Below are 19,723 nucleotides of genomic sequence, written 5' to 3' on the forward strand. Positions count from 1 at the left end.
TGTGAGCCGCGCAGAGCCTATTACGCTCGCACGTCCGGTTCTCGGACTTGCGAACATCTCGCTGAGCTTCGGCGGTGTCGTAGCACTGCGCGATGTTGATTTACAGGTCGCGCGGGGTGAAATCCGGGCAGTCATTGGGCCTAACGGGGCCGGCAAGAGCTCGCTGCTCAACGTTGTCAGCGGACTCTACCGGCCTGATCAAGGCGAAGTATGGTTCGGCGAGCATTCGTTCCGTGATGTGCCGACTTCGAAGCTTGCCGCCCATGGCGTGGCGCGGACATTTCAGAATCTCGCCCTTTTCAAGGGACTTTCGGTCTTCGACAACGTACTCATGGGGCTTGCGCACCGCTTGCGGCCCGGCTTTCTGCGGCAGATCGTCGGCTCGCCGCTGGCGCGGCGCATCGAGGCGGAGAACCGGGCGGCGGCAAAGGAGATCATCGGCTTCCTGCATCTTGACCACGTTCAGGACCGTATTGCCGGAACGCTGCCTTATGGCGTGCAGAAGCGCGTCGAGCTTGCGCGGGCGCTGGCGGGCCGGCCAAGGGTCCTGCTCCTAGACGAGCCATTCGCTGGTGTGACCATGACCGAAAAGCAGGAGTTGTCGCACCACGTGCGCAACGCCCGCGACAACTTCGGCGCCACGGTTGTCCTGATCGAGCATGACATCGGCCTCGTCATGGGGCTGTCCGATCGCGTGTCCGTGCTCGACCACGGGCGGAAGATAGCCGACGGCACGCCTGAGGAAGTCCGAACCGATCCTGCCGTGATCGATGCCTATCTCGGCGTCGACCACGAGAAGTATGCGGAGCTGGTGATTTGATGTTCGACTATCAGTTCTTCATTGAGGTGCTGATCGGAGGCCTCCTGTCAGGAGTGATGTACTCCCTGGTCGCGATCGGCTTTGTGCTGATCTACAAGACCTCCGGCGTACTCAACTTCGCCCAAGGCGCGATGCTGCTTTTCGCTGCGCTGACCTTTGTCAGCCTGGTCGAGCGTGGGGCGCCGTTTCCCGCGGCGCTCGTGGCAACACTGGCCATCATGATCGCACTGGGCATCGCCGTTGAGCGCACGGTGCTGCGGCCGCTCGTCAACCAGCCTCCGATCACATTGTTCATGGCGACGCTCGGGCTCTCCTATGTGATCGAAGGCGCCGCACAGCTCCTCTGGGGCACGCAAGTCCATGGGCTTGACATCGGGATCAGTGATACCCCATTCGAAGTCGCCGGCGTGCTGATCAGCGGGTTCGATCTGTTCGCGGCCGCGGTTGCAGGCAGCCTGGTGGCGGTGTTTGCGCTGTTCTTCCGCTACACCCGCACTGGACTTTCGTTCCGTGCGGTCGCCGACGATCAGTTTGCAGCGCTTGCAATCGGCCTGCGGCTGCCGCGTGTTTGGGCCGCAGTTTGGACAGTGGCCGGGATCGTCGCCCTGGTCGGTGGGCTGTTGTGGGGCGCGCGGCTCGGTGTGCAGTTCTCGCTCTCGCTCGTCGTGTTGAAGGCACTGCCGGTGCTGGTGCTCGGCGGTTTCGATTCCGTCCTAGGCGCGATCGTCGGCGGGCTTCTGGTTGGGGCAATCGAGAAATTGTCCGAAGTCTATGTCGGGCCCTCCTTTGGCGGCGGCATCGAGACCTGGGTCGCCTATGTCGCGGCACTTGCGCTGCTCTTGATCCGGCCATCTGGCCTGTTCGGACAGAAGTTCGTGGAGAGGGTATAGGCAGTGGCGATTCCCTTCAGCAAATCGAGCTGTCCGTCGGCCGAGATCCTGTGGGGCGGGATCATCGTCGCACTCGCCTACGGCGTTGTTCCGTTCGTCGGATCGGATTATCTGCTCGATGCGGTGCTGACGCCGTTCCTGGCGCTGGCGCTGGCCGCCGTGGGGCTCAATGTTCTCACCGGATACACTGGACAGGTCTCGCTCGGCTCGGCCGCCTTTCTCGCGGTCGGCGCGTATGCGGCCTACAACCTTCATCTTCGCATCCCGAGCTTGCCGCTGCTGGTTGATCTGGTGCTGGCAGGCGGCATCGCTGCTGCCGTTGGGATCGTGTTCGGATTGCCCAGCCTACGGTTGCGAGGGTTCTATCTGGCGGTATCGACGCTCGCCGCACAATTCTTCGTACAATGGGCGCTCACCAAATTCGGCTGGTTCTGTAACGACAATCCATCCGGTGTGATCGATGCACCCGTTCTGAGCGTTGCGGGCATTTCGTTCACGAACGCTGCCGAGCGGTATGTCTTTTCTCTAACGATCGTCGTCATCTCAACCTTGCTGACACTGCGATTGCTACGATCCCAGTCGGGCCGCAACTTCATCGCAGTGCGCGACCATGAGATCGCGGCCAAAGTGATCGGCGTGCCGCTGCTTCGAACTAAGCTGCTCGCCTTCGGCATCTCGTCTTTCCTCATCGGCGTTGCCGGCGTTCTCTGGGCCTTTGCCTATTTGCGCACGGTCGAGCCGGCCGGCTTCAATCTCGACCGCTCATTTCAGATCCTGTTCATGATCATCATCGGCGGTCTCGGCTCGCTGCGCGGCTCCTTCATCGGGGCGGCCTTCATCGTCGTCTTCCCGCTTCTGCTGTCACGCGTCGGCGCGGCCCTGCTCGGCAGCGTGTTTGATTCCGGCGTCCTGGAGATGAGCCAACGTATCGTGATCGGTGCGCTCATCATCGTATTTGTCATCGCCGAACCACGCGGTCTGATCGCCTTGTGGGATAGCACCTGGTCTACCCTTCGGTCTGGAAGGCGCACGGCAGCGCCAATTTGATCTCTTAACAACTCAAAGGAGCTTGCAATGAGCATGCTGACACGCCTGAAAATGACCCTGGGGGCGGTACTCGTTGCCGGCCTTGCCAGTACGCTGGTAGCCCACGCCGACGAACAGTTCTTTCCATTGCAAAGCTATCGCGTTGGTCCTTATGCCGCCGGCGGCACCGGCTTTTTTGGTGGATTCATCGATTACCTCAATCTGATCAATATCCGCGATGGCGGCGTCAATGGCGTAAAATTGACCTGGGATGAGGGCGAGACCCAGTACGAGGTCGAGGTGGCGTAGAGGTCTATGAGCGGCTGAAGAATCGTCCCGGCATCGCTGCCTGGAATCCGCTGTCGGTCGGGATCGCCTATGCCATGATCGACCGCATCACAAAGGATAGAGTACCGCTGATCACGATCAACCATGGTCGTACCGATTCGACCGATGGCCGGGTGTTTCCTTACGTCTTTCCGCTGCTGCTCAATCCCTACAGCGAGACCTCCGGAATTGTAAACTACATCGCCTCGAGAGAGGGGGGCCCGGACAAGCTGAAGGGCAAGAAGATCGTCGTGCTCTATCATGGCTCGCCCTACGGCAAGGAGACGATCCCGATCTATAAGCTGCTCGCAGACAAGTACGGCTTTGACCTTGAGCAGATCGAGGTCCCGCATCCGGGCAATGAGCAGCAATCACAGTGGCTATCGATCCGCCGGGCAAAGCCGGACTATGTGGTCCTGCGCGGCTGGGGCGTGATGAATCCAGTGGCCTTGAAGAGCGCACAAAAGGTCGGCTTCCCAGCGGACCACATTATCGGCAATGTCTGGTCCAATTCCGAGGAAGACGTCATTCCGGCGGGAGAGGCGGCCAAGGGCTATATCGCAATTACGACCCAGGCGTCCGGCGCCGAATATCCGGTGCTGCAAGAGGTGATCAAGACCGTCTACGGCGCGAACAAGGGCAATCTCGACGACAAGAAGCGGATCGGTAGCGTCTATCACAATCTCGGGATTGTAAACGGTATCCTCAATGTCGAAGCTGTCCGGATCGCGCAGGCCAAGTTCGGCAAGCGCACCTTGACGGGCGACGAGGCTCGCTGGGGCTTTGAGCACCTCCAGCTCGATCCGGCGCGGGTCGAAGCGCTGGGCGCAAAAGGGTTATTCCATTCGATCAACGTCACCTGGGACAATCACGAGGGCGACGGCCGTGTCACGTTTCAGCAATGGGACGGCAACAAGTGGAAGGTCGTCTCGGATTGGATCGCGCCTGATTGGGCGTTCCTCCGGCCGATCATAGAGAAGTCGTCGACGGCCTATGCCAAGGAGCATGGCATCAAGACCCGTACCTCCGCTGATGATCCGGTGAGCCAGTAGTGCAAGCGTTGCGCGGTATCTTTCGGAAAGCGTCAGCTCCCGAAAGGTCTCGCCTGAGGAAGGATGAATCCGGGCATGAGTGACATTCTGCTTTCGCTCGAGGGGGTGGCGGCGACCTACAATCATGCCGTCCGGGCCGTGAACGAGGTGTCATTCGCGGTCCGGCGGGGCGAGATTGTCGCCGTGCTGGGTGCCAACGGTGCTGGCAAGTCCACAACGCTTCAGGCGATCTCAGGGCTCCTGCCGGCGCGGCGCGGCCAGGTGACCGCCGGACGGATCAATTTTGACGGTCGCGACATCGTGTCGGCGTCGCCCGCCAAATTGGTTCGCTCCGGGATCGTTCCCGTGCTTGAGGGCCGGCATTGCTTCCGCTCGCTGACAGTGGAAGAGAATCTTATTACGGGCGCCATAGGCCGAGACGCCAAGTCTCGCGTGATCCGCGCTGGCCTTGAGGAGATCTACGAGCTTTTCCCACGGCTGAAACATCATCGCAGGTCCATCTCGGGACTAACGTCGGGCGGCGAGCAGCAGATGACTGCGATCGGCCGCGCACTGATGTCGCGGCCGCGGTTGTTGGTGCTCGACGAACCTTCGATGGGGCTCGCTCCGCTTGTCATTGAGAGCATTTTCGGGGCGCTGAAGCAGCTCAACAGAGAGCAGGGCCTCTCCATCCTGGTAGCTGAACAAAATTCGACGGTCGCGTTACGCTTTTCCGACCACGCGGTCGTCCTCGAGAACGGCCATAGCGTCCTTTCCGGTACATCGGTCGCTTTGCGCAATCGCGACGAGATCAAAGCGCTTTACCTCGGCGGCTCACCCCCAACCGACTCCACACAGAAAGTGCTGACGCACGCCGTTGCTTGAATTCGCAAGAAAAAAGGAGAGACTGAGAATGGCTTCAGCCAAACTGGCACACAACTTCAGCCAACCCCCCTATTCCCGGCTGGATGCTGCCATCGATGCGACCGTAAGGATCAATGCCGATCGCAATGATCTCGAAAGCCGCTTTCCGAGAGAGAATTTGACAGCGTTGGCGGAAGCCGGCTGGACCGGCGTCCTGAACGAAACCCGGTTTGGCGGCCTTGGCCTTGCCCATGTCGATTTTGCCGAAGCTGCCTATCGTATTGGCCAGGTTGATGCATCGACGGGCCTTGTTTACGTCATGCATGTCGGCGCGGCTCAGACCATCAATCTATATGGTAGCGACGACCAGAAGGAGCGCTGGCTCAAGGCGAACAACGGTGCCTTGCTGGGTACATATTCGACCAGCGAGCGCGCCACTGGCGGGCACTGGTGGTATAATCTGTCGGAGGCATCGCGCGATGGCGACAACTATCTGCTTGATGCCAAGAAATCATTCACAACGAGCTCCGGTCAGGCCGACTTCTATGTGGTGCAGACACGCACGCCGGGCGCCAAGGACCAGACCGACATTGTGTTCTTCATCGTGGACGGCAAGTCTGCCGGAATTGAATCAAAACCTTGGAACGCCCTCGGCGTGCGCGCCAATCACTCGGGGCCAATCCATTACACCAGCGTGCGGGTACCGCAACGGGACCGGCTCGGTGCTGAGGGACAGGGGAAGGAAATCATCTACAATGGCGTCTCGCCCGTCTATCTGATTGGGCTCGGAGCCGTCTGGGAAGGTCTCGCCCGGGGCGTGCTGAATGCGGCCGTCAAGCACACCGCAAGTTTCGTACACAAGGATCGGAACAAGAGAGTTGCGGACTATCAGGCGGTCCGGCAGGAACTCGGTGCGGCCAAGGTGCTCGTTGAATCGTTGCGACCCTGGCGCCTCGAGCTTGCAGCAAGGCTGGACGAACTCTGGCGCGCCGGCAAGCCGCAGAGCGAAATCCTGATCCCGCTGACCGAGTTCAAGGTGCATGCGGCCGAGGTCGCAAACAAGGTCGCCGCCGCTGCGCTAACAGTCACCGGAGGTTACGGCTATCACCGGGGGCCGATTGAACGATCCTTCCGCGACGCGCGTGCCGCCATCGCAATGGGCCCATCGAACATCATCGCTCGGGACTGGATCGGCAAATCTCTGGTGGGCTTGCCGCTTGAGCTCTTCTACGAAGGTGGAGAGTAGTTCGAGCGCCGTATCGGAAACGAGTCTATGCCGCGAAAGATGCGGCGATTGGGCTCAAGGTAGCGAACGGCACCTCATGGTGCCAGCCAGCCGGGGCGGCCGCCAGGCCTTTCGGAGTTTTTCATGACCACAATAATCGAACGTGCTGGCCGACCCAAGGCTGGATCGGAGTTCAACGTCGTACCAAAGGCGCAGGTCCTCAGTTCTGACGCGGAGGCCATCGACATCGCGCACAAAATGGCCGCCGAACTTGCGATCGATGCGCCAGCGCGCGATCGCGAACGGCGTCTGCCGGCAGCCGAGCTTGATCGCTTTTCGTCAAGCGGTCTTTGGGGCATCACCGTACCGAAGGCTTATGGCGGAGCCGGCGTCTCCTTCGCGACGGTCGCAGAAGTGGTCAAGATCATCTCGGCCGCCGATCCCTCACTTGGGCAAATTCCACAAAGTCATCTGAGAGTCCTGGACCTGTTGCGACTGACCGGCTCGGACCAGCAGAAGCGCTTCTGGTTTGGTAAGGTCCTGCAAGGCCATCGCTTTGGCAATGCGGTCTCCGAAGCCAAAAGCAAGCATACCGGCATTTTCGAGACGACGATAACCCCTGATGGAGATAACTTTCTGATCAACGGTCAGAAATTCTATGCGACCGGGGCGCTCTTTGCTCATTATATCGCCATTGCAGCAACTGACGACAACGGAAGAGCGCATATCGCGATCGCGCCTCGCGATGCGGACGGATTGAGCGTCATTGATGATTGGTCCAGCTTCGGCCAGAGGACGACTGCCAGCGGCAGCGTCGTTATACGCAATCTTCGGGTACCCGAATTGGCAGTATTGCCGGCGCATGCGGTATATGACGCCCCGACTGCGAACGGACCGTTTGCCCAGCTCGTCCATGCCGCGATCGACGCGGGCATCGCCAAAGGCGCTCTTGCCGACACGGTTGCTTTCGTGCGCCAGTATGTACGGCCATGGATCGATAGCGGTCAGAACCATGGTTATGAGGACCAGTTCACTATCGCCCAAATTGGAGATCTCAGCATCAAACTGCACGCGGCTGAAGCCCTGCTCGAGCGAGCGGGGCACGCCTTGGATTTTGCCGTTGCGGAGCCAAACGATAAAACGGTCGACGAGGCATCAATCGCCGTTGCAATCGCCAAGGTGGCGACGACGGAGATCGCGATTTTGGCAGCGAACAAACTGCACGAGCTTGGCGGAACGCGATCGACGCTTGCACAGTACAACCTTGATCGACATTGGCGCAATGCGCGTACCCACACGCTGCACGACCCGGTGCGCTGGAAGTACTTTCATATCGGGAACTACGTGCTGAACGGAGTACGTCCGCCGCGACATCCCTGGAATTGAGGTGTCCGTTGTGATCACGGCAATCGATTCGAATAGATCTTGATTATTGGTCGAGCCGTTCTAAGAGTGTCTGCTGTTTGATCGATGGGGAGTTTATGCGTTGAGCCGACCTGACGGCTTGGGCAACGTCTTTGCGAGCCGCTTGCACAGGTGGTGCACTCTGCAAAGAGACAACTTGGGACGATTCGAGATGAAGAAAGCGGCCACATTCGCCGCAATCAAGATCGCCCAGCTTGAATGCTCAAGAAGGTGTTCAGATCCCAAAAGGCTAGCTCGCAGCATCCGTTGACATGTTTTTGCCGGCCTTATCGTTTTTCGCGGTCACGTGAGAAGGCGTCGTGCCGACCAGCTCTTCATAGAGGGAAGGATCAGTCGCACCTTCGGTGTTGACCAGGAAAACCCGTGCATTCGGTCCAAGACCAAGCTTGGCACGCAAGGTCGGCTCAGAAGCAGCTTTCAGTAACGCTGCGAGGCCAACACCACCGCTTTCGCCAGCAACGACTGCCGGATCGCCATCCCTCGGATTTGCCAGGCGCTTCATCACGCTGATTGCGTCCTCCTCGTCGACCGTCATAAAAGCGTCCGCTGCGCGCGAAAGGATGCGCCACGCGATAAGCGAGGGCTCGTAGCATTCGAGCATTGCCATCACGGTGGAATGCAGGTGATTGACTTTCACAGGACGCCCGGCCCGCGCGCTTTCAAGGAGGCACGCCGCTCGCGAGGGATCGACAACAGTGAAGAACGGGCGGTCGTTGCCGAACAGGACCGAGAAATGTCCGGAAATCGCGGCGGCGAGCCCACCCACGCCCGCCTGAATGAACACATGAGTCGGGGGTTCGCGCAATTGACGCAGAGCCTCACTCAGTAGCGCGGTGTATCCTTGCATCACCAGTCCTGGGATCCGCTCATAACCAGGCCAAGACGTATCAGATACCGTGATCCAGCCGTTTTGGGCCGCAACGCGGGATGCCTCGGCAACTGCATCGTCATAGTTGCCATCGACGCGGATCATCTGCGCGCCAAAGCGAGCAATGGCGAACATGCGCTCGTTGCTGACGCCCGAATGAACAAAAATGGCGCATTTCGCCCCAACAAGCTGGGCCCCATAAGCAACTGATCTGCCGTGGTTGCCATCCGTTGCGCAGGAGAGCGTCATGCCTCGTGCGACGGACTGAACTTCAGATGTGTGCAATTCGCTCAGCTCAACATCGCGACCGAGCTGCCGAGCGGCTTCCTCGAGCACCAGGCGGATCACAGCATAAGAACCGCCCAGCGCTTTGAAACTACCAAGGCCGAGGCGATCGCCTTCATCCTTTAGATGGATCGAGCCAACTCCGATCTCACGGGCAAGGCCCGCTAAAGAAATAAGAGGAGTTTCCTTGTGCCCATCGCGATCCCTGAGAAAACGCTCGACCTCGCGGGCGGCATCGACGCTCAGCGTGTCGGCGTCCGAAGCGTCAAGGAGAGCGCGGTGATCGGGGTGCGAGTTGAGGAGAAACATGATTTGAGCTCTCTTGCCTCGTTGGCGCGGCTGTATGAAGCATTTCATTCGCGATGGCAAAGTGGTTGGCTTCGCTAGCAGCGCCGACAATCGAGTGGTGAAATCCGTCAAAAAGACTGTTAAGGCGCCGAATTTGTGCGTCGATTGGTGAATCATTGCGTTAATCAATATCGATAAAGCCATACCTTGCAGGACTACGCACGTTGTTTTGGAGGCAATAAGGGACAAGCGCCGGTTGGGCCCACACCAATTCGGCGCAGCACCATAGGAGCAGGACATGGCTAACCATTTCTACCGCTCCGTATGGGCAGATATGCCGAGACGTTGTTTCGGCGTAGTCAGCGCGACCCGGAGCAAAGGCTTTGACTGCAGTACAACCTGATGCGGCCAGGGAACGAACTCGCGCGAGCCAAGCACCGATCCGGCTTGGCGGACCAGCCAGTCCGGCATGGACACAATGCAACCGAAACCGTCCTCAGCTGAATCGAGCTGATCAGAGGTGGCAAAGAAATCTTTGTCACGGCCGCAACCAAGCGGACTTACCGCCCGTCCATTGCGCAAACCTTCGTATGCGGTCGCTTAGCGAGCGATCCTGAATGAGGTTTGCGAGAACATCCCAAGCAGGAGACTGGCGTCCAAGCTCATGTCGCCCCCGGGTTTCTGAAAACCTCCACCGATGGCGAAACGACGCTCGACGGCCTCAAGCGCGCGCAAGCCCTGCAACCGGGTGGATCAACATGGTGCATCGATATTGGAGTATTGGGCTGTGGCTTCGTGTCTTCCGCTCGATGCGGCTTTTGCCAACGGACGGCTACCTTTGGTGCCTGGGCCGCAACGCCGATTGACAAGTCAAGGGGGACGCCATGCGAGGCGATCGAGAATTCGCGACGTCCGCTCGGCCTAGCAGCATGTATGTCGCAGACCGCAGATGGTCTTGATGCTCAATAGGTACTCTGGCTAAAATCCTGCGGGTTCAATTTGAAGTTACTGTGGTGGCAATCGGTACGGTGAAATGGTTTAGCTCGACCAAGGAGTACGGCTTCATCGAGCCGGATGATGGCGGCCCCGATGTATTGTCCACATTCGTGCCGTTGAAAAGGCCGGCTACGCTGAGTTGCAGAGGGTGCAAAGATCAGCTACGAGATAAGGGTCGGACGTTCTGGCATAATGTTCGCCGAAAATCTCCGACTTGGATAATCATGCTCGCGCGAACAGAAGAGAATTCTGGCTTCGCCTCCGGCCTTTCCGCGGAGGCGTAGGTGCGGCCTCAGCATATCCCCCGGAGCCGCTGAGGCCGTTTCCTTAAGTCCACGCGAAGTTCAATGCAGCCGTATCGTAGTGGCCGCTGACGAAGCAATCTGCGATCGGAGCATCGATCGACAATATCCCGATGTCCATCTGCCGCAACGCGGTCGAAGGCATCTTTCACGAGTTTGATGATGACGCCCCTAGGGGCGAACTGATGGCCGGCTGCCTCGTCGAAAAAATACGGCGGACACGTCTATTTCGGCCATCGCTCGATCCAAGAGTTTCTGGCTGCCGAGCATTTGTTTCGGACCGCCTACTCCACGTCGGGCGGCAGTGGAGCAAAGGGACTCCTAAATACCGTGGAGTTCGCAACGCCGGAAGTCTCGAAATTCCTGCGCCATTCTTTGGCAAGCACCGCGAGGGACGAAAGACCGCAGTCAACATCTGCAGGCTCTTGAGTGGCTTCACGGGAGATATGCCACCGAATCTCGGGCCATTGACTGAAGCTCAACATGCATCGGGCGAGGGCTTCCGGGATAGCCCTTGGCTCTATTACCTGAAGGTCCGAGGTACAGCGCTGGAATGGGGCGCCAACGAATTCGAACATGTCGTCCGCGACAGGGTAACAAATCGACGCCACGCGACATCTGGTTGCTCGCGGCACAGGCGGCCTCGATTTCGGAGCATACGCACGCCAAGCGCAACCAGATCATCGCGAACGTTCTCCAAGTCAGCGATCTGCCCGAGCACGTCGAACGCGCGCAAAGCGGTCCGCACCACGTCGACAGTGTGGGCGGAGAGGACTACATCACCGACTGTTTGGCGTCCGCCATCATTGGAAAGTCCCCGAACTTCAGGAACAGCCGGTTCCTTGACGGAGGTGAAGAGGCTACCCACGGGAACGGTCGTCAGCGCGGCATCACGCCGAGAGATCATCTGTCGATCCGCAAGCTATTCCTTCCGAAGCCGAGGGAGGCGGGAAGGGCAGGGTCTTTCCTGATCCCACGGTGGGGCAAACTGGGGTCGCCGGCCGAGCACACCTTTCCACTCTGCAATTCCGCGCGGTTACGATCCGTCAATCAACCCATCATATTGACCAGATAGTTTCCGATGTTTATGGGATTCAACCCACTATAAGGGTTGAATATCCACGCAGTCGGGATATATGAACCCCTATAATGGGTGTATCATGAGATTCAGACGTTTTTCAACGGCGAGTGGCACGACGCCGCGGTTGTGGAAATTCCGAAAACCGGCACTTGGGCACAAGGCCTCTTCGAAGACCATCTACGAGATCGCCTACTTCGCGGACCATGCTGCCGTCGCCTTGGCGGAAGGCAGAATCGTGCGCGATTTGCGCGCTTACTCGATCGCCGCCCCCGTCGATCTCGACGATCGGTACGCCCCGACATGGCCGGCCTTCATTCTGGATCTCATTCCGCAGGGCCGGCACGAACATCCTGAAGCGCGACGCTACCTTCCTCGAGGTGGCGGATCACTTCTCGATGCTCGCCTCCGGATCGACAGGTCTTCAAGGCGACTGGCCCAAAGTCGCGCTCACGCAAGCGAAGGACGAGCTCTGGTACCCTGCGTCGATGGTGGAAGACCAGGACGCGCGCGCTCACGTCATCGCCAAGCTTCTACGCAGCGGCGAAGCGATCGACAAACGCATTCTCGAGGCCGAAGCCGGCTACCTGAAAGTAGCCAAGGATTTTGGCCTGAACGTCGAAGGTGAAAATACCTATGGCGACGGGGTGCTCGTCATCCCTCGCTTCGACCGCCTGGTCACCGACAAAGGACTGGTGCGCTACGGCCAGGAGAGTCTCATATCCGCGCTTGGCGTCGCAGAATTCGGCGCAAGGAGGCACCATGAGGCGTACCTCAAGCTCATCCAAGAGGTATCGGCGGATCCTTTCGAAGACACCGTCGAATATCTGCTGAGGGACATCCTCAATTTGGCGATGGGAAATCCGGACAATCATGGCCGCAACTCCGCCTTTCGGAAATTTCCCGATGAAACAATCCGGCTGTCTCCACTCTTCGACTTCTGTCCGATGAAGCTCGATGCTTCGGCCATTCCTAGGTCTACGACCTGGGAATGCATGCGACTACAGAACCGGGATACGAACCCCGATTGGCGCGAAGTCTGCGAAGCCGTCGCCGCTCCCGGAGTTCCTGCCGATCGTCTGATGGAGCGCTTGGCCGCGAAGGAGAATCTGTTGCGCGCTTTGCCTGACCTCGCGCGCCAGCACGAGATACCCGACGCCGTCGTGCAGAATGCAATCATCAGGAACAAGGAAATGGCGGACGGCGTCGCGAAATTGCGGAACGTTCCTCCTAACAGGTGATCGACATGCCGAGATGGCGCAAACCGACCAAAGTCGAGATTCGAGAGCGCCGCGCCGCCGTTGCGGCGAAGGCGCGGGCAGCCGAGCTACGGCTTCCAAATGCTGTCTCGGAGATGCGTCACGCGCTCGGGCTTTCGCAACTCGAGTTCGCGAAACTGTTCAAACTTACGACACGTCAGGTCGCCGAAATCGAGCGCGGGGTGGCGAACCCGACTTCCGAAACCCTTCAAAAGATCGGACGTGCGTTCGGCTTTCAGATCGGCTTCGTGCCGATCACGTCTTCAAGAACAGAGGGCGCAGTGCCATCCTCTGATTCCGAACCGACTTCCTGAGCGCTCGGAGCTGTCCATGGTCGTGCGAACGTTTCGAAGGATGGCACCGGTCTGCTGATAGGGTGCTCCAGATAGTCTCCAACTCATCAGCCCGCCCGATCTATCGCACCGAACGCTATGTCCCGCCCCAGGATTTCTGGCGGCCCGTCACGAGTCTCCAAATCGGGCACTTCCAGCAAGGCAATCTCCGGCATCGCCTTTCCGGCGATCGCCTGCAAGTCCTCCACCACGCCGACGGTGGACTCGATGACGGCGACGATCCGTCTCGCGCTTGGGCCCACTGCCGGCTCATGAACTTGCGTTCCTTGTCCAGGTCGTCGCGCATGTCGTTGAACTTTTCGACGACGGCCTCAACGCGCTGACGAAATCTTGTTGCAGTCAGGTACTGATAGATCTGCTCGACTTTAGTCTTTTGCCCTGCTGGACCAGTCGCGAACTGCTGACCTCGAGCACCGATTGACGCAAAGCGATCGCGAGCGGAAGCGCGCAACGCGGGTGTCCGCCCCTGCAGCGTGACTAACGCATGTCTTTCGTTGGCTCACGCGAAACGTGCTAAACCGGCTCTTGTGCTAACATTGTGCAAAGGGCTGAAAGCTCCGTCAATCTCCTAGCGTGATGATTTACCTTACCCCTTGCGTGATAAGGATTTGAAGTGCGAACCAAGCCGCTTTCATCGCGGCGCTGGTCTCCTAGCCTCGGCGCCAATAGAGGCGTCGTAGAGCTCGGCACTGCTGGCAGTTTATAGGCTTTTATTCCAAGGGCTTTGCGGTTCGCGCCAAGTTTACTGAGTCGCGGATCGTCTGGTGCCGCGGAATGCAGGTGGATGAAAAACTGCGCGCGCTCGCGACCAAAGGCAGAATTGCAGCGCTACATGGCTTAATACTGCGAAGTTTCTCCAGCGATGTCAGCTACTGTCTCCGTGACACGTGGAGCTAAGCTGGCGCTATAGAACCGGCTATCTCTTCAGATCCGCACTAAGGGGCAAATGGGATGGACGACGCTGCGTGGCCCCAGGTAAGGGGCGATCTTAGATCCACGCGATGGGGCGCTGCGGCGTTCCTCAACAATCTCGAAGCCGCCTGCACAGGTATTAGCCGAGCTGAATGGGTCATTAGATGGATAAACATCGGAGATGCCCATCGGGTCCTTGGTGATACGAATCGGGAAAAGGGATACCTTGATGAGGCGGCACAAGATTGGCTATGCGCGCTAACCGCCTTTGAAGTTGCAAGGCGTTTGGCATGTGAAGACGCTTCAGACAGCGCAGGCATTCCGGCCAAAATCAACGCTGTCATTCAAAAATTCGGAGCCTTGGAACAGAAGATCGAGCGAGTGCAAATCGAGTGCTGCGATCAAGGTGAGATTGTCGCGCACTACTTGCCCGCAGACGGTCGCAGCTCTAGCGCCCCAGCAATTATTTGCATCAGCACGGAAGAGGAGCCGGCAACGACGCTGCTTGGAAGGCTCTTGCCCGTTGTGACGGATCGAGGCATGTCCGTCCTTGTTGTCGCTCACGAGGACGTCTCAAATACCCGGCGCGGTCAGTCGGACATGTACTTGTCTTGCTGTGCGGATTATTTAGCAGCCCGGTCAGACATTGATGCTGCTCGTATAGGCATCTATGGAGACGGGTTATCCGCTGCCATGGCATCCGATTTCGCTGCATCCGACAGCCGCGTTGCCGCAGCGGTCTGTGACGGTGGCCTCTGGAATTTGGCTCGGATGCTGGCGTCTGTCGACTGGGTTACCGGAACCACAGATGTGCCGGACGAGGAAGTGATCTCGGCCCGTCGCTTGCGGTTGCTCCGGCGGTTGAGATGCCCTGTTCTCGTGGTAGCAGGTGGCCGCGGCATCGTCAGCGCGTCGGAAGCGATGAAGCTGCTGCGTAACGGCGCGGCCGCACCCATTGATCTGCAGTTGGCCATACCACGGACGATCACGACCGACGGAGGAGAGGTCGAAAATTTCGTGACCTCCGACGATCGAATCTTCGGATGGCTAGAGCACAAGCTTGTGCTGAGCTCGCTCTCTATTCATTGTTGAGTTGGACAGTCGCGGAAACCTCGCCGCTCGCGCTGCTGTATTCCGTTGCCACAGGCGATACCGTCAGTATAACTTCTCACACCTCAGCCTCACATCAGGAGACGCCATAAGCGTGGCCATGAGGCATTACTTGCAAACGAATGTACGGCGGACAAGCTCGCGTCGACATACATGGGCGATATGACGCCCGAACAATCCCAGGGAGGTTGCTCTGTAGAAGTCCAATCTGAGCAACTAGTCAGCCTTCGGCCCAGGCCCTTTGCGAGGCGTTGAGGGCGCGCGAGAAGTAACCGTCGTGACGATAGGAGAGGCCCAGATTGGTCCAGAGCGCCGGCGCCCAAGCGGAGTGCGAATAGCGCGAGCCATTGGGTTGGCTCATATCCTCCCGCTCAGTGCGGCGCGCGTATGCATCGAGGGCTTGCAGCAATGATTCATCCTCGGCTGCTGCAGTCGCGCCGGCCTTGATCAGAGGCTCGATGAAATGGGCACGCTCAATAGCCTCTGCAAGTCTTTGGGTCCATTTCGGCAAAATGGTAACAAAAGCAAAATCAATGGCTTATTAAAAAAATGTTCCAACCCACTCTTTGGAACCTGGAACCTAGCTTCCCCCTCTAGCCTCCCCCTTGTGGAGACCGACATGCTCGGACACGGGGCCGGACCGGCGTTCTTTGGGCGGAGCCAGCGGTTCACGGCCCGCGACCTATCCTCGCGCGCCAGCGTGAAGCGGACCGGATCTCTCGGGTCTCAAGGCGCCCCCTCCATGGTCGACACGCATTGCGCGCAGCCAGCACCTTGTGCTGACCGAACAACGTCAACGCGATCGTCAGCATGGCGCCGATCACGATGATCATTACGAAAATCATCTGCGACGCGATCACGATATCCACCAGCATACGGGCCATCGTTGCCGCCGGTCGAAAAAGCAAGCGCAACCAAGCGAAGACGCGCGCCCAAAGGCTCTGCAGCTCGCGTTTCGCTGCGGCCAAGGGTGGAATTTCGCGCAAAGATCATCCCACCAACTGCTAAATCGAAAAGCGCGCCGGCGACGCGATGGACATCGTCCTCTCAGCGGTAGATCACAACTTTCGACGCATCATCGTGTATTCGTCAAGTTGCGGGCTCAGTAGGCCTAGGCGCCGCGGTTCAAGTCGTGGTGCCGAGCGAGCAGGCTCTGATGCTAGCTCAGCACCGCGTCATTTAGATCTACAATATTCCGATACTCAGCTTTTGAGATGCCAATCGGCTGTTCTTAGCAATTAAGAGTAGCCGTTTATTGACGTAGTGAAGAGACTCCTCGTCGAGCCCGTCAAGCATCGCGGCGTTGAGAGCTTGTCGTTTGATTGACAGCTTCCTGATTTCCGCCCGCGCCTTTTGCGTCAGTGAGATCTGTAGGTATCTCGCATCATCAGGCGAGGTCACACGGGCCAGGAAATCCATTTGTTCGAGTTTCTTTGTTTGGTTGGTAACAAAAGCAGGATGGATTCGCAGCTTGTTCGCAACCGCTGTTCCCGAGACGCCTCGACCTTCATCGAGTTCGTCGATGGCCATGAGGATCAACCACTGCGCTTCGGTTATGCCTAGTAGCTGAGCCCAACTCTTGTGTATTTCCTCGAGTTGGGAATGGACCTCAACGATGTTCCAGATGAAGTCGCTAACGGCTCTATCGAGTTGTTCTTTCACTTGCATGTTGCTGTTCCCGGCAGTTCAAGGTGTCGCCGATACGCGCACAGGTTGATGTCCACTTCGGCGAAAACCTACGTACGCTTCTCGTGCGACCTAAAAAAGTGCACGGGCGACACAGTGCTATCAAAAACAATTGAGAAGCACAATTGATCTGAGTGCGCATCGACGTCGCAGCTACCGAGTTTGATGTCGGGGATATGTCACTTTTGCGTCTACTTTTAATCCAAGTAGAGCTCGTCTGCGTTCTGAACCCAACTGACTTTGTCCACGAAAACGTCTTACGATAGAATAAACCTGCTCAAGCAAAGCGTGCTTACGATCCGACGCTTTATCGAAGCCGCGAGATGCCACTCGGCAAGCCGTATGCAAAGCGGCTATATCTGCACTGGCTAGCGACCGCGAGCAAAATGGAAGAACTCTATTCGATAGAACTTTCTTCAGTTCTTTGAGGAGACACGCATTGCAACAGCGCCGCGCGCTAGGTCGTCATAGTTGCGACATGACACGGCTTCAAGATGATAAAAACTGAATGATGCCTCATTCGTCGACGACGCTCAGGTGAAGATATCCAGCACCCAAGCCGCTGCGGACGTTGTCATCGGCGCCATCGGTTGCAAGGTTGCGAAGGGCGGGCCCCAAATCGGCTTTCGCAATACTGCTGGCGCGACGCATGCGCGAGCGAAGCAGCCTCCGCGACCAATCCAAGGAGATCGACATCTGCTTCAACGCGTTGGCTTGATTGACTCGCCTCTGCGGAAGCGGCGAACGTCAGAGTGTTCGGGCTGAAAGGCCTCAACTAGAATTGGCACGGCGCTCGCAGGATCGCAGTTGCCACATACGAAAACATCGGCGGCCGCGTAGGACCTCTCTGGCCAGGTGTGTAAGGCGATATGCGATTCGGCCAACAAGGCTATTGCGGAGACGCCGTGACCCGGACAAAACTTATGAACATGAAGATGGAGTAATGTCGCACTCGCCGCCCGGACGGCTTTTCGGATTGCGTCTTCGGCAATGACTGGATCGTCAAGGTTCCTCGCTCCCCATAGGTCGATGAGCACATGCGTCGCACCGGAGGACAGAGACGGCGTGGTTTCTTTCTCGCTATCAATAGTCACTCAGAAATCTCCATTGAATTGTGGGCCCATTAAGCTGAGCTATTCGGGATTAGGTGACGGGGTGATCAGGCCCGCTCGGCACCTTGATTGCGTGAATACCGTCATTGAATCTGACAACTGCGACCTTCGGCACCTCTTTGTGCCTTAAGCCACCGCCAGACCTTTATTTTGCGATCACCAGCTCGAACACCATTGCCCTGGGGGCGGTTGGCATCAAGGAGCCCTTCGTCTGCGTGGTCCAGTCTTGCCCTGGCGAACACGCTCTCGATTGAACTGGTGGTCCGCAAGAGATCTCTGTTCGGCAAGGAAATGGTCGAAGGCCAGCGGTGCGCCGGCATTCAATGCCCGGCTGTACTTGGCGCAAACCTTGTCGGCAAACAGTTCGGTCGCTGCTTCGCGCGGACGCTCGATTCGCGGCCAATATGCCTCGCGCAAATCCCTCTTCGTGGTGGCCTGAACGACGGTGGCACTGGAGGTTCGCGGTCTTTTGCACCCAGCATCGTAGTGCCTTATGCCTGGAAAGACCTCTTCGAGCGTCTTGTAACAGTCGAGCGCGCCGTCGCCGACATTGGCGCTCGTTGTGATTATGACCTCGTCTCTATTGCTTTGCCAAGCCAAGCCTCCGCTGAGGTAGGGGGTGTGGCTGTGCGTGCCGAAAGCGTAACCGAAGCGACCGGCCCCGGTGCCAGAGACGCTGGCACTCGCCTTATTTGCGCTCAGCGCCATGCGGGACGGGACGAGGCAGGTATTTGTACAGTTAGAGACAGCGCCCCGGGCCTCACGTTTGAGGCCGAACACCGAACTGCTTTTCTGGGAGTTGTAGTCTGCCTTGTCGTCTGCAAGGAACACATGGGTAGCGATGCCACCATCATAGACAGACGGAATGTCGGGATTAGTGAAGCATTTTTGGCCGCAATCACCGCGGACCTGCCCACCAACATATCCTCCGACCAAGCTCCACGGAGTCGATGACAGACATACTGTTGGCTCAAGATCCGCCGAATGGGCTACGCCGCTTGCGACCAGCGCAATCGTTGTCGCTCCCCCAGAACGAACTCCAGATCGCATCAAACACTCCGCGGCGCTGCTTCTATCGACAACCGAGCACTTTCGAGCTTGCATCGGTGATGGCGCCGTGAACGAAGCAAGCAGCGTGCCGCTTGGAAATTGAGGAGTCTCGAGTTGCATCGTACCGGGTGCATGCGTCAAGTTGTGGACAATTGTCCTAGAGCTGACAATCGCTCTGCACGTACCGACAATATTTTGCGCGAGAGGAAGCCGCCTCCCTCGCTGCAGAGTAGAAGGAGCCTTTCGTTGGTTTCGACAGAATTTCGATCTCACCTATCGAGGCTGATGCGAACCGGTATAATCCACTGGTTCTTACCGACGAGCGGAGCCGGCCTGGACGCTGGACCCATCTGCCCGCACAGCGCACGAGCTACGCTGGGGTTATCGAAGTCCGGCTCGCGGGAAGTCGTCACGAGCGATCGGTCACGCAACGCGGCACGGCGGGAAAGGCTCGCCGTCAGTGTCTTCCAGCTTGCCACGAATGCCTGTAACACGCCGGCTCCGGCTTCGCTGTGGTGCTAAGCGGCTGCGAACATCGGCAGATTAAGGACCTCGCGGTGGCTGGTTCTGCACGCCTAAGACTCGTTACGCTGCCCCGCACTCGGAAACGTCATCTCTGGTCGCGGAGGGCAACCTCTAGAGTACCCGAAAGGGCGCTCCGGTACGCGTTCCGAACGGTAATTGAAGCTTGTGTAGTGCCGCTTGGCCGCCGCGAGATGCATGCTCGACAATCCTTTTCGCGTCAAAGCAAGTTTCAGTCTTCCCGACCTACAGCAGAACCCTACAAAGCCAAAAGCGTCAAAATGTTCGAGCACC

At 58.3% G+C, this 19,723-nt stretch carries 17 protein-coding genes and 3 pseudogenes; 12 read left to right on the top strand and 8 right to left on the bottom strand.

All coding sequences use genetic code 11. The features are described 5' to 3' along the window. Nucleotide 1 precedes the first annotated feature (1 nt). The 7 genes and pseudogenes from SO140_RS26750 to SO140_RS26780 all read left to right on the top strand — a co-directional run bounded on the left by SO140_RS26750 (nt 2) and on the right by SO140_RS26780 (nt 7,569). Nucleotides 2–820, top strand: a complete 819-nt coding sequence (locus SO140_RS26750; RefSeq protein ID WP_498543414.1) for an ABC transporter ATP-binding protein — start codon at nt 2–4, stop codon at nt 818–820. Beyond that, nucleotides 820–1,710 (top strand): branched-chain amino acid ABC transporter permease, encoded by an 891-nt coding sequence (locus tag SO140_RS26755; RefSeq protein ID WP_449380732.1) that lies wholly within the window; start codon nt 820–822, stop codon nt 1,708–1,710. The genes SO140_RS26750 and SO140_RS26755 overlap by 1 nt, the downstream gene beginning before the upstream one ends. Nucleotides 1,711–1,755: 45 nt before the next feature. Further along, entirely contained in the window at nt 1,756–2,757 is a 1,002-nt protein-coding gene (locus SO140_RS26760; RefSeq protein ID WP_498543433.1) for a branched-chain amino acid ABC transporter permease, read from the top strand. Nucleotides 2,758–2,808: 51 nt separating this feature from the next. Beyond that, a pseudogene (locus SO140_RS26765) lies at nt 2,809–4,115 on the top strand (ABC transporter substrate-binding protein). Nucleotides 4,116–4,190: 75 nt separating this feature from the next. After that, the gene (locus SO140_RS26770) at nt 4,191–4,979 is read left to right on the top strand and encodes an ABC transporter ATP-binding protein (protein WP_498543415.1); all 789 of its coding nucleotides are present in this window, start codon (nt 4,191–4,193) and stop codon (nt 4,977–4,979) included. 28 nt (nt 4,980–5,007) lie between these two features. Beyond that, a complete protein-coding gene (locus SO140_RS26775; protein WP_449380734.1) occupies nt 5,008–6,204 on the top strand; it encodes an acyl-CoA dehydrogenase family protein in 1,197 nt (398 codons plus the stop codon). Between the two features lie 123 nt (nt 6,205–6,327). Then, nucleotides 6,328–7,569 (top strand): SfnB family sulfur acquisition oxidoreductase, encoded by a 1,242-nt coding sequence (locus SO140_RS26780; RefSeq protein WP_498543416.1) that lies wholly within the window; start codon nt 6,328–6,330, stop codon nt 7,567–7,569. A 268-nt stretch (nt 7,570–7,837) separates the two neighbouring features. Here SO140_RS26780 and SO140_RS26785 read toward each other — a convergent pair whose 3' ends face one another. Further along, nucleotides 7,838–9,070 carry a diaminopropionate ammonia-lyase gene (locus SO140_RS26785; protein ID WP_498543417.1) on the bottom strand — a complete coding sequence of 411 codons (1,233 nt, stop codon included), beginning with the start codon at nt 9,068–9,070 and terminating at the stop codon, nt 7,838–7,840. 992 nt (nt 9,071–10,062) lie between these two features. On the opposite strand from SO140_RS26785, the pseudogene SO140_RS26790 reads away from it, so the two are divergent. From SO140_RS26790 to SO140_RS26805, 4 genes and pseudogenes are all read left to right on the top strand, one after another. Continuing rightward, nucleotides 10,063–10,267: pseudogene (locus SO140_RS26790) on the top strand (cold-shock protein). Nucleotides 10,268–10,969: 702 nt separating this feature from the next. Continuing rightward, nucleotides 10,970–11,422, top strand: coding sequence for a hypothetical protein (locus SO140_RS26795; protein ID WP_498543418.1), 453 nt, complete (start codon nt 10,970–10,972; stop codon nt 11,420–11,422). Between the two features lie 401 nt (nt 11,423–11,823). Further along, nucleotides 11,824–12,666, top strand: a complete 843-nt coding sequence (locus SO140_RS26800; RefSeq protein ID WP_498543419.1) for a HipA domain-containing protein — start codon at nt 11,824–11,826, stop codon at nt 12,664–12,666. A 5-nt stretch (nt 12,667–12,671) separates the two neighbouring features. Continuing rightward, a complete protein-coding gene (locus SO140_RS26805; RefSeq protein WP_498543420.1) occupies nt 12,672–12,998 on the top strand; it encodes a helix-turn-helix domain-containing protein in 327 nt (108 codons plus the stop codon). Nucleotides 12,999–13,084: 86 nt separating this feature from the next. Here SO140_RS26805 and SO140_RS26810 read toward each other — a convergent pair whose 3' ends face one another. Next, nucleotides 13,085–13,279 carry a hypothetical protein gene (locus tag SO140_RS26810; protein ID WP_449380774.1) on the bottom strand — a complete coding sequence of 65 codons (195 nt, stop codon included), beginning with the start codon at nt 13,277–13,279 and terminating at the stop codon, nt 13,085–13,087. A 44-nt stretch (nt 13,280–13,323) separates the two neighbouring features. After that, nucleotides 13,324–13,488 (bottom strand): annotated as a pseudogene (locus SO140_RS26815) (hypothetical protein); the annotation flags it as partial. Nucleotides 13,489–13,988: 500 nt separating this feature from the next. Here SO140_RS26815 and SO140_RS26820 point away from each other — a divergent pair. Beyond that, nucleotides 13,989–15,041: an alpha/beta hydrolase family protein gene (locus SO140_RS26820; RefSeq protein ID WP_498543421.1), complete on the top strand. Its 1,053-nt coding sequence runs from the start codon at nt 13,989–13,991 to the stop codon at nt 15,039–15,041. 238 nt (nt 15,042–15,279) lie between these two features. On the opposite strand, the gene SO140_RS26825 is transcribed toward SO140_RS26820, so the two are convergent. The 5 genes from SO140_RS26825 to SO140_RS26845 all read right to left on the bottom strand — a co-directional run bounded on the left by SO140_RS26825 (nt 15,280) and on the right by SO140_RS26845 (nt 18,907). After that, the gene (locus SO140_RS26825) at nt 15,280–15,420 is read right to left on the bottom strand and encodes a hypothetical protein (RefSeq protein WP_498541358.1); all 141 of its coding nucleotides are present in this window, start codon (nt 15,418–15,420) and stop codon (nt 15,280–15,282) included. 307 nt (nt 15,421–15,727) lie between these two features. Then, nucleotides 15,728–16,027, bottom strand: a complete 300-nt coding sequence (locus SO140_RS26830; protein ID WP_498543422.1) for a hypothetical protein — start codon at nt 16,025–16,027, stop codon at nt 15,728–15,730. Nucleotides 16,028–16,244: 217 nt separating this feature from the next. Next, entirely contained in the window at nt 16,245–16,727 is a 483-nt protein-coding gene (locus SO140_RS26835) for a MarR family winged helix-turn-helix transcriptional regulator (RefSeq protein ID WP_449380742.1), read from the bottom strand. A 719-nt stretch (nt 16,728–17,446) separates the two neighbouring features. Beyond that, nucleotides 17,447–17,839: an adenosylmethionine decarboxylase gene (gene speD / locus SO140_RS26840; protein ID WP_498543423.1), complete on the bottom strand. Its 393-nt coding sequence runs from the start codon at nt 17,837–17,839 to the stop codon at nt 17,447–17,449. Between the two features lie 213 nt (nt 17,840–18,052). Next, nucleotides 18,053–18,907, bottom strand: coding sequence for a hypothetical protein (locus SO140_RS26845; RefSeq protein ID WP_498543424.1), 855 nt, complete (start codon nt 18,905–18,907; stop codon nt 18,053–18,055). Between the last annotated feature and the right edge of the window lie 816 nt (nt 18,908–19,723).

Source organism: Bradyrhizobium sp. UFLA05-108 (genome assembly GCF_059803455.1).